Genomic DNA, 9,807 nt, shown 5'->3' with positions numbered 1-9,807 from the left:
CGCGAGGGCCACTGATCCGGGTCCGGGTCGGGCCGTTCGAGTCGGCCGCGCAAGCGCAGGCCGCGGCCGAGCGCATCCGCCAGCTGGGGCTGGACGCGCGCGTCTACGGTCCGCGCTGAGGCTGGCGGGCGGTGCCGCTCAGCCGGTGGCGCCGCGCGCATCCACGCGCAGCAGGCACTCGACCGTGCCGGTCTGCAGGCCGCCGCGCGCGCCCACCAGCACGTTGTGCAGGTTGACGGTGGGGTCGCAGTGCCCCGGGATCAGCCAGACGGTTTCGCCCAGGGCCGGCAACGGGGAGCCGTGCAGCACGCCGTGTTCGTCGCCGCCGTTGCCGAAGCCCAGCCCGGCCGGGTGCCAGACCTGCGGCAGGCCGCTGTCGATGGCGTGGCTTTTGTGGCCAGCGTCGACCACCGCGCGCTCGGCCTGCCGGCTCACCACCTGGGTCTTGACGAACAGGGCGTGTTCGAAACGCGGGGCATCGGTGTCGGGCGTGTTGGCCGCGTAGTCGGCGTCCATGAACAGGTAGGAGCCCGGCTGCAGCTCGCCCCACAGACCGCTGGCCGCTTCGTGCACGAAGGTGCCGCTGCCGGCGCCGGTGACCAGCGGCACGGTGATGCCCGCCGCCTGCAGGCTGTCGCGGGTCGTCGCGACCGCTTGCGCGGCGGCGGTGATGCGGGTCTGCCGTGCCGCCGCGCTGCGCTCGTGCTGGGCCCGCCCGTGGTAGGCCTGCAGGCCGGCAAAACGCAGCAGCGGCTCGGCCTGGATGGCCTGGGCGAGCGCCACCGCGGCCGGGCCCGGCGGAACCCCGCAGCGGCCCTGGCCGACATCGATCTCGACGAACACGTCCATGGGCGTGTCGACCCCGGCGCGGGCCAAAGCCTCGGCCAGCCGCTGAATGCCCAGCGTGCTGTCCACCGCGATGGCAAAGCGGGTCCGGCCGGCGCGCACCGCCATGGCCAGCCGGGTCAGCTTCGCCGGGTCGACCACTTCGTTGCTGATGTAGATGTCGCTCACGCCCTGCGCCGCCAGCGCCAGGGCTTCGCCGGTTTTCTGCACGCACACGCCCACGGCGCCATGCGCCATCTGCAGCCGGGCCAGTTCGGCGCACTTGTGCATCTTGGCGTGGGGCCGCAGCCGCAGGCCGCGGGCCTGGCAGAACGCGGCCATGCGCTGCAGGTTGCGTTCCATGGCGTCCAGGTCGACCACCAGCGCGGGGGTGTCGATCGCCGCGACCGGCTGACCGACCAGGCCGCTCCACCGGTCGGGGCAGGCGGCGTCAGGCACTGCGCTCGTCCAGCACGTCCTCGCCGCCGTCGGTCTGCAGGTGCCGCACGTCGGCCCAGCCGACCAGGCTCAGACCCTCGGGGCTCCACAACAGGCGGTTGATGGCCGTGTTCGGCAGTTCCCAGCTGCGCGGCGCCTGCAGTTCCAGGCGTGTGGCGGCGCGGTAGAGCACGTCGAGCACGCCGCCATGGGCGACCACCAGGATCTGCTCGCCCGGGTGGCGGCTGGCCAGCGTGGCCACGGTGTGGGTCACCCGCTCGCGCAGTTGCAGCAGGGTTTCGCCCCCGGGGGGGGCGAAATCGGGCACCCGCTTGCGCCAGGCCAGGGCTTCTTCCGGGTAGCGGGCCTCGAGTTCGGCCCAGGTGTGGCCCTCGAAGCGGCCAAACCCCCGTTCGCGCAGGCCCGGCTGGGTGTGGACCGGGCGGTCGTGCCGTCGTGCCACCGCCTTGGCCGTTTCCAGGGCGCGGCTCAGGTCGCTGGCATACACGGCCGCGATCGGCTCTTCGCTCAGGGCCTCGGCCAGGCGTTCGGCCTGCCATTGGCCGTGGTCGCTCAGCGCGATGTCGGTGTGGCCCTGGATGCGGGTATCGCGGTTCCAGGCGGTTTCGCCATGGCGCACGGCCAGGATGCGGGTGACTTGCACGGGGTGGGGTCCGGTCGGTGATGAAGTGGCGCACTTTAGCCAATGACTGGCACCTTGCCTACCCGCTATTCGGTGTTTTGCCCGGGGGAATTGGCCGCACAATGGTTCGATGCCCGTCGACCGTCCCGAGCTGGGGGACTTCTCTTCGCTGTTCAATTTCCTGCCGATCGGCGCGTACCGCAGCTCGCCGGCAGGGCGGATGCTGCGCGCCAACCAGGTGCTGGTGCGGCTCAACGGCTACCAGACCGAGGCCCAACTGCTCGAAGGGGTGCAGGACATTGCCAGCGAGTGGTACGTCGATCCCGGCCGCCGCGCGGTGTTTGCGCAGATGCTCGAGCGCGACGGTTTCGTGCGCGGTTTCGTGTCCGAAATCTGGCGCCACGGCACGGGCGAGCGCATCTGGATCAGCGAAAACGCCCACGGCGTGCGCGACGCCGAGGGGCGCTTGCTGTTCTACGAAGGCACGGTCGAAGACGTCAGCGAGCGCATGCGCGCGCAGGACGCGCTGCGCCGCAACCAGGAACTGCTGCAACTGATCACGGCGCAGGTGCCCGGCATGGTGTTCGTGGTGCACCTGGGGGCCGACGGGCACCGCAGCTACCGGTTCGTCAGTGAGGGCGTGCGCGACATCTACGGTTTCGGCCCCGAGGCCCTGATGCGCGACCCGCAGCTCGCGGCGCGCTACCGCCACCCCGAAGACGTGCAGCAATTGGCGCGAGACCTGGACGCCATCCGCCAGGGGCCGGTGGATCTGGGCGGAGAATTCCGTATCGTCCACCCGGACGGCACCGTGAAGTGGGTCTACCGCCGTTCCAGCGCCGTCTCCGTTGACCAGCATGGCAGCCTGCGTGTGGGCGTGCTGATCGACATCACGGCGCGCCGCCAGGCCGAAGAGGCCCTGCGCTCGAACGAAGCCCTGTGGAAACTGGCGCTGGACATTGCCGGTGACGGCGTCTGGGACTGGAACCTGGCCACCGGCGAGGAATACGTGTCGCCGCGCATCCTGGCGATGTACGGTTACGAAGAAAACGAGCTGCAGCCGATGGCCAGCGAGCTCGACGCCCGCACCCACCCCGACGATGTGGCCCAGATGCTGGCCGACCGGCTGGCCCACTTCGAAGGCCGCAACCCGATCTACCGCAACGAACACCGCGTGCGCTGCAAGGACGGGAGCTGGCGCTGGGTGCTCACCCGCGGCATGGTGATCGGCCGCGACGAAGACGGGCGCCCGCTGCGCATGGTCGGCACGCACACCGACATTTCCGACCTCAAGCAGGCCGAAATCGAACGCCGCGCGCTGGAGGCCCAGTTGCGCGAATCGCAGAAGATGGAAGCCATCGGCACCCTGGCCGGCGGTGTGGCGCACGATTTCAACAACCTGCTGGCGGCCATCCTGGGCAACCTGGCGCTGGCGCGCGAAGACGTGGGCCAGGACCACCTGGCCCAGGAGAGCCTGGCCGAAATCCACCGCGCTGCCATCCGGGCACGGCAACTGGTGCAGCAGATCCTGGCCTTCAGCCGGCGCCAGGCGCAGGAGCTGCAGCGCCAGGCACTGGTGCCGCTGGTGGAAGAGGCCTTGCGCCTGATGCGCTCCTTGCTGCCGGCCGGCGTGCGCCTGCACACCCGGCTGGCGCACCAGCCGCTGCCGGTGATGGCCGACGCGACCCAGATGCAGCAGGTGCTGATGAACCTGTGCACCAACGCCTGGCAGGCCCTGGAGGGCCGCGCCGGGGACATCACGGTGAGCCTGCAGGAAGTGGCGGTCGACACCGCGCTGGCCCAGGCGCTGGACGGCATCGTGGCCGGCGCCTACGCCTGCCTGAGTGTGGCGGACAACGGCCCGGGCATGGTGGCCGACACGCGTCGCCGCATCTTCGAGCCGTTTTTCACCACCAAGGCGTCGGGGGCCGGCACCGGCCTGGGGCTGTCGGTGGTGCACGGCATCGTCAAGGCGCACCAGGGAGCGATCGCGGTGCACAGCGCACCCGGCGACGGCGCGCGGTTCGACATCTACCTGCCGCTGGTGCCTGCCGACGCAGCCGCTGCGGTGGCGGACGACGCGGTGCCCAGCCCGCCGCCTCCGCCGGCCCCCCAGGGGCGGCACGTGGTGTATGTGGACGACTACGAGGCGCTGGTGTTTCTGGTGGCGCGCATGCTGCGCAAGATCGGCTACCGCGTCACGACCTTCGGTTCTGGCGAAGAGGCGCTGGAATGGCTGCGTGGCACGCCCGACAGGGTGGACCTGCTGGTGACCGACCAGAACATGCCCGGCATCAGCGGCGTGGAGCTGGCGCGCGAGGCCCGGGCACTGCGTCCGCAGCAGCGCGTGGCCATCGTTTCCGGCCATGTGAACGAACAGCTGCTGGCGGACGCGAACGCGGCCGGCGTGGCCGACGTGCTGGGCAAGCAGGACAGCATGGACGCGCTGGGCGAAGCGATCCGGGAACTGCTGTCCCGGGTCGACTGAAAAGACCGGCCCGCGTTCAGCGCGGCACTTCGATCGCGATGTGCCGCTGGCCGGCGGGCGGCTGCGGGAAATCGCGCAGCGCGGCCGAGAGCATGGCGCGCCAGATCTCGGGGCTGTCGTTCCAGCGCCCGTCGTGTGCGGCCTGCGTTTCGTACACCACCTGCCCGGTGCGCGCATCGCGGACCAGCAGCGACAGCCTGCGTTCGTAATACGGGGTGGCGATGCGCATGCCGCCAGGCATCCAGAAAGCCTGGCCGGAGGGCAGCCGGCCCATGCGGTAGCCGGGGCCGAAGGCGTCGGCGGGCGATTCCCAGGGTGCGTGCGGCAGGCGCAAGGTGCTGGCCTGCACCTGGACCCGCCAGGTGGGCGCGGGGTCGTCGGTGCCGGCCACGCGCCAGCCCAGCGGGGCCAGTTGCTGCAGCGCCAGCTGTTCGAGTTCGGTCTGGGCCCGGGCTGCCGGCCCTTCGTTCTGCGACGGCAGGCGGTCGAACAGGTACCACTGCGGCGCGGCGGGGGCCGGAGGCGGGCTCCAGCGGGCGAAGCTCTGGACCTCGCTGTCGACCAGGTACACCGACGCGCAGCCCCCCAGTCCCAGGGTGAGCACCAGGCCGGCCACCGCCGCCAGGCGGGTCCAGCCACGTGGCCGGGGACGGGGAGCAGAATAGGAGGGCGACATCATGAACATCTCCGGGCATCAACGGGCCGAACCGGCCCGCGCCGGTCAGTGTGCGGCAATGGGTATGACGGCGCGGGCCCGCGTTTCGTTCCCGGCGCGCGGGGCGGCTTCGTCGTCCAGCGCCCCGTCGTCGGCCAGGGCCGGTGGCGGCACCGGGTCGTCGGCGTCGAAGGCCTTGTCGCCGTCCTCGTTGGCCATGCCGGTGGTCTGCAGGGTCTGGAAGGGATAGAGCGAGCGGTCCATCAGGTGGCTGGGCACCACGTTCTGCAGCGCGTGCAGCATGTTTTCCAGCCGGCCGGGGAATTGTTTGTCCCAGTCGCGCAGCAGGTTGCCGACCTGCTTGCGCTGCAGGTTCTCCTGGCTGCCGCAGAGCGTGCACGGGATGATGGGGAATTCGCGGTATTCGGCCCAGCGGATCAGGTCTTTTTCGGGCACATAGGCCAGCGGGCGGATCACCATGAACTCGCCGTTGTCGCTGACCAGCTTGGCCGGCATGCCCTTGAGCTTGCCGCCGAAGAACATGTTCAGGAACAGGGTCTGCAGCATGTCGTCGCGGTGGTGGCCCAGCGCGATCTTGGTCGCCCCCAGTTCCTTGGCCACCCGGTAGAGGATGCCGCGGCGCAGCCGGCTGCACAGGCTGCACATGGTCTTGCCGGGCTCGATCTTCTCCTTGACGATGGAGTAGGTGTCCTGGGTTTCGATGTGGTACGGGATGCCGAGTTTCGACAGGTACGCGGGCAGCACGTGATCCGGGAAGCCGGGCTGCTTCTGGTCGAGGTTGACCGCGATCAGCTCGAAGTTCACCGGCGCGCGCTTTTGCAGCTTCATCAGGATGTCGAGCAGGCCGTAGCTGTCCTTGCCGCCCGAGAGGCAGACCATCACGCGGTCGCCTTCCTCAATCATGTGGTAATCGACGATGGCGCGGCCGACCTCGCGGCACAGGCGCTTTTCGAGTTTCTTGTTTTCGAAGGCGAGTTTTTCGGGGGTCATGTCGGGTCTCGTTCGGTCATGGGGCGCGGGGTCACCACTGCCCGCTTTCCATGCGGATGGCCACTTCGCAGTCGGCAAAAATTTCCAGCTTGGCGATGCGCACGCGCACGCCGATCACGCCGGGCAGTTGCATCAGGCGGCGCGTGAGCTTGCCGATCAGACTTTCCAGCAGGTTCACGTGTTCGGCGGTGCACTCGTCGATGATGATCTGGCGCACCTTGCGGTAGTCGAGCACGTGCCCGATGTCGTCGTCGTGCGGCAGCAGCGGCTGGGTGCCCTGGTTGAGTTCGGCGTCGACCTGGATCGGCTGGGGCGCGGTCCGTTCGTGGTCGAGGATGCCCAGGTTGGCGTCGAAGCGCAGCCCGGTGAGGGTGAGGATCTGGGTGCCGGCGTAATTCGGGGCGTTCATGGGCATCCGCTTCACATCAGGGAAAAGTCGCGCGGAAAGCGCATCAGGTGCTGGCCGCCGTCAACCAGCAGCGTGGTGCCGGTGATCGAGCGGTTGTCCAGGGCGAACGCCACCGTGGCGGCCACGTCGGCCGGGGAGGACGAGCGCCCCAGCGGCGACAGCTGGTGCCGCGCCTGGAACTGCTCGTCGCTCAGCAGGTGGCTGGTCAGCGTCAGGCCCGGTGCCACGCCCACCACACGCACCGTCGGCGCCAGGGCCAGGGCGAGCATGGTGGTGGCGGCCTCCAGCGCCGCCTTGGACAGCGTGTAGCTGAAGAAATCGGGGTTGAGGTTCCAGAGCTTCTGGTCCAGCAGGTTGACCACCGCGCCGTCGCGGCCGTCGGCGGTGCTGCGCAGGTGCTCGGCCAGCGCCTGTGCCAGCAGCACGGGGGCGCCGGTGTTGCTGCGCAGGTGCTGTTCCATCGCGGCGTAGCCGAAGCTGGCGGCTTCGTCGTTTTCGAACAGCGACGCGCTGTTGACCACCGCGTCCACGCGGCCGAAGTGCGCGGCCACGGCCGGCAGCAGCGCGCGCGCCTGGGCTTCGTCGGCCAGGTCGGCGGCAAACACCGCGGCACTGCGGCCGGTCAGGGCCTCGCAGTCGGCGGCGGTCTGGCGCGCTTCGCCGCCCGACAGGCGGTAGTGCACGGCCACCTGCCAGCCGGCGCGCGCCAGCGTCAGGGCGATGTCGCGGCCCAGGCGCTTGCCGGCCCCGGTCACGAGGACGGTGCGGTTTTCGGCAGAAGCGGCGGCGGAACGGGGCATGGACGACAATCGGCGGGTGGAAAAAACGACCGTCGAAGCAGCCGCTGCCGGCGCGTGCCGGGCACCAGCGGCCCCGGCCGGTGAGGCCGCCAGTTTACCGACCGCCCTGCGCCAGCGGGTGGATGAGGCCATTGCCGCTGCAGGCGGCTGGCTGCCGTTCGACCGTTTCATGGCCCTGGTGCTGTACGCGCCCGGCCTGGGCTATTACGCGCACGGCAGCCCCAAATTCGGCCACCTGCCCGAAGGGGTGGACGGCCAGGGCAGCGATTTTGTGACCGCGCCCGAGCTGTCGCCGCTGTTCGGCCACACCCTGGCGCGCCAGGTGGCGCAGGCGCTGGAAGCGACCGGCACGCACGAAATCTGGGAATTCGGCGCCGGCAGCGGCGCCCTGGCCCTGCAGGTGCTGGACGCGCTGGCCGCGGCGGGCCGCCCCCCGGTCCGCTACACCATCGTCGACCTCTCGGGCAGCCTGCGCGAGCGCCAGCGCAGCACGCTGGCCCGCCACGCCGAACGGGTGCGGTGGGTCGACCAGTTGCCCGATCTCTTGGAGGGCGTGATCCTGGGCAACGAGGTGCTCGACGCCATGCCGGTGCAACTGCTGCAGCGGATCGGTGGGCAGGCCGACGGCGTCTGGCACGAACGCGGCGTGGCGCTGACCGCCGACGGCGCCCTGGCCTGGGCCGACCGGCCCTCTCCGCTGCGCCCGCCGCTGGAGATCGAAGGTCCGCACGACTACCTGACCGAAATCCACCCCCAGGCCGAAGCCTTCGTGCGCACCCTGGCCGAGCGCTGGGCGCGTGGCGCCGCCTTCTTCATCGACTACGGTTTCCCCGAGGCCGAGTACTACCACCCTCAGCGCCACATGGGCACGCTGATCTGCCACCGCGCCCACCGCAGCGACGACAACCCGCTGGTGGACCTGGGGCTCAAGGACATCACCGCGCACGTGAACTTCACCGGCGTTGCGCTGGCCGCGCAGGACGCCGGGCTGGCCGTGCTGGGCTACACCAGCCAGGGCCGGTTCTTGATCAACGCCGGGCTGCTGGACGTGGCCCGCGATGCCGGTCCGCGCGACCAGGCGATGCTGGGCAAGCTGGTGAACGAGCACGAAATGGGCGAGTTGTTCAAGGTGCTGGCATTGGCTCCCGTGGCCAGCAGCGAAGGCTGGGTGCCCCTGGGCTTCACCGCGGGCGACCGCACGCACCGGCTGTAGGCGCCCACCATGATCCGTTGGATGATCGTCATCTTCCTGGCGCTGCTGCTGATCAGCTGGTTCACACCGCTGCTGCACAAACTGGGGTTCGGCAAGCTGCCGGGCGACCTGCGCTTCCGGGCCTTTGGCCGGGACTGGTTCATTCCGCTGACCACCACCATCCTGCTGAGTTTTGTGGCTTCGCTGATCGGGCGGGTGATCTGATACCCGGGGCAGTGTCTTGAAGCCGGGGCGGTCGTCCCCATCTGGTCGGCATCACCCGGAGCCCACCATGACCGCCACCACCACCGAGCCGCTGCACATCGTCTGCCCGCACTGCCACACCACCAACCGCGTCGGTGCCGCCGACCTGGGCGGCCAGCCTGATTGCGGCAAGTGCCACCAGCCCCTGTTCACCGGGCACCCGGTGGCGCTCGACGAAACCGCGTTCGACCGCCACATCGCCCGTTCGCAGGTGCCGGTGCTGGTCGACTTCTGGGCGCCCTGGTGCGGGCCCTGCCGCATGATGGCGCCGCATTTCGAGGCCGCCGCGCGCGAACTGGAACCGCAGGTGCGGCTGGCCAAGGTCGACACCGAAGCGGTGCCGGCACTGGCCGCGCGTTTCGGCATCCGCAGCATTCCCACGCTGGCGCTGTTTGCCGGCGGCCGCGAGGTGGCGCGCCAGCCCGGCGCCCTGCGCAGCGCCGACATCGTGCGCTGGGTGCGGCAGCATCTTGGCTGAGGGGCCGGCCGCGCTGCGCATAATGGTTTTCACGGCGGCGTGGACACCGGGGGGACCGGTGGCGCCGCCCCCAGGACGCCACATGCCCGCTGCCAGCCCTTCCGCCCCCTTTCCCCGCCTGCTGGCCGACATCGGCGGCACCAACGCCCGTTTCGGCTGGCAGGCCGCGCCGGGTGAGCCGGTGTCTGCGGTGCGGGTGCTGGCCTGCGCCGAGCACCCGTCGCTGATGGGCGCCATCCGGGCCTACCTGGCCCAGGCCGGGCTGGCCGCGCCCCGGGCGGCGGCGCTGGCCATTGCCAGCCCGATCACCGGTGACCAGGTGCGCATGACCAACCACCACTGGGGCTTTTCGCAGGCCGAGCTGAAGGCCGGGCTGGGGCTGGACGTGCTGCGCCTGCTCAACGACTTCACCGCCCTGGCGCTGTCGCTGCCGGCAATTCCTGCCGGCGAACTGCGCCAGGTGGGCGGTGGCCCGGGCGATCCGGCCGCTGCCGTGGCCCTGCTCGGCGCGGGCACCGGGCTGGGCGTGTCGGGGCTGCTGCCCGACGGGCGGGGCGGCTGGGTGCCGATCCAGGGCGAAGGCGGGCACGTCACCCTGCCAGCG

Annotated in this window: 12 protein-coding genes; 6 read left to right on the top strand and 6 right to left on the bottom strand. The window is 70.6% G+C overall.

Annotated features, from left to right (window positions below):
* Window positions 1-11: 11 nt before the first annotated feature.
* Window positions 12-119 carry an SPOR domain-containing protein gene (locus tag QQK43_RS21925; protein ID WP_348533548.1) on the top strand — a complete coding sequence of 36 codons (108 nt, stop codon included), beginning with the start codon at window positions 12-14 and terminating at the stop codon, window positions 117-119.
* Window positions 120-138: 19 nt separating this feature from the next.
* Here QQK43_RS21925 and QQK43_RS21920 read toward each other — a convergent pair whose 3' ends face one another.
* Together QQK43_RS21920 and QQK43_RS21915 are read right to left on the bottom strand one after the other, a co-directional pair.
* Window positions 139-1,284 (bottom strand): DSD1 family PLP-dependent enzyme, encoded by a 1,146-nt coding sequence (locus tag QQK43_RS21920; protein ID WP_284309475.1) that lies wholly within the window; start codon window positions 1,282-1,284, stop codon window positions 139-141.
* The gene (locus tag QQK43_RS21915; protein ID WP_234267063.1) at window positions 1,277-1,927 is read right to left on the bottom strand and encodes a histidine phosphatase family protein; all 651 of its coding nucleotides are present in this window, start codon (window positions 1,925-1,927) and stop codon (window positions 1,277-1,279) included. The genes QQK43_RS21920 and QQK43_RS21915 overlap by 8 nt, the downstream gene beginning before the upstream one ends.
* A gap of 109 nt (window positions 1,928-2,036) precedes the next feature.
* Between QQK43_RS21915 and QQK43_RS21910 the strand changes: the two genes are divergently transcribed.
* Window positions 2,037-4,394 (top strand): hybrid sensor histidine kinase/response regulator, encoded by a 2,358-nt coding sequence (locus tag QQK43_RS21910; protein WP_284309474.1) that lies wholly within the window; start codon window positions 2,037-2,039, stop codon window positions 4,392-4,394.
* Window positions 4,395-4,410: 16 nt separating this feature from the next.
* Here the strand turns inward: QQK43_RS21910 and QQK43_RS21905 are convergent, their stop codons facing one another.
* Genes QQK43_RS21905 through QQK43_RS21890 form a run of 4 tightly spaced genes read right to left on the bottom strand, consistent with a single transcriptional unit; the run spans window position 4,411 to window position 7,269 of the window.
* Window positions 4,411-5,073 carry a DUF4136 domain-containing protein gene (locus tag QQK43_RS21905; RefSeq protein WP_284309473.1) on the bottom strand — a complete coding sequence of 221 codons (663 nt, stop codon included), beginning with the start codon at window positions 5,071-5,073 and terminating at the stop codon, window positions 4,411-4,413.
* 42 nt (window positions 5,074-5,115) lie between these two features.
* The gene (ttcA, locus tag QQK43_RS21900) at window positions 5,116-6,060 is read right to left on the bottom strand and encodes a tRNA 2-thiocytidine(32) synthetase TtcA (RefSeq protein WP_284309472.1); all 945 of its coding nucleotides are present in this window, start codon (window positions 6,058-6,060) and stop codon (window positions 5,116-5,118) included.
* A gap of 31 nt (window positions 6,061-6,091) precedes the next feature.
* Window positions 6,092-6,469: a dihydroneopterin aldolase gene (locus QQK43_RS21895; protein ID WP_370465336.1), complete on the bottom strand. Its 378-nt coding sequence runs from the start codon at window positions 6,467-6,469 to the stop codon at window positions 6,092-6,094.
* Between the two features lie 11 nt (window positions 6,470-6,480).
* Window positions 6,481-7,269 (bottom strand): SDR family oxidoreductase, encoded by a 789-nt coding sequence (locus QQK43_RS21890; RefSeq protein WP_284309471.1) that lies wholly within the window; start codon window positions 7,267-7,269, stop codon window positions 6,481-6,483.
* On the opposite strand from QQK43_RS21890, the gene QQK43_RS21885 reads away from it, so the two are divergent.
* The 4 genes from QQK43_RS21885 to QQK43_RS21870 form a co-directional block, all read left to right on the top strand.
* Window positions 7,268-8,482 (top strand): class I SAM-dependent methyltransferase, encoded by a 1,215-nt coding sequence (locus tag QQK43_RS21885; RefSeq protein ID WP_284309470.1) that lies wholly within the window; start codon window positions 7,268-7,270, stop codon window positions 8,480-8,482. The genes QQK43_RS21890 and QQK43_RS21885 overlap by 2 nt on opposite strands.
* Before the next feature lie 9 nt (window positions 8,483-8,491).
* A complete protein-coding gene (locus QQK43_RS21880; RefSeq protein WP_234267072.1) occupies window positions 8,492-8,686 on the top strand; it encodes a DUF2905 domain-containing protein in 195 nt (64 codons plus the stop codon).
* A 67-nt stretch (window positions 8,687-8,753) separates the two neighbouring features.
* Window positions 8,754-9,203 (top strand): thioredoxin TrxC, encoded by a 450-nt coding sequence (gene trxC / locus QQK43_RS21875; protein ID WP_234267073.1) that lies wholly within the window; start codon window positions 8,754-8,756, stop codon window positions 9,201-9,203.
* Between the two features lie 82 nt (window positions 9,204-9,285).
* On the top strand, window positions 9,286-9,807 hold a 522-nt coding region (locus QQK43_RS21870), incomplete at its 3' end, for a glucokinase (RefSeq protein WP_284309469.1).

Origin of the sequence: Hydrogenophaga electricum, from assembly GCF_030160815.1 — a bacterium.
Taxonomy (GTDB): domain Bacteria; phylum Pseudomonadota; class Gammaproteobacteria; order Burkholderiales; family Burkholderiaceae_C; genus Hydrogenophaga; species Hydrogenophaga electricum.
The sequence above is the reverse complement of the archived record's forward strand: the minus strand, read 5'-3'. Positions and strand labels throughout refer to the sequence as shown.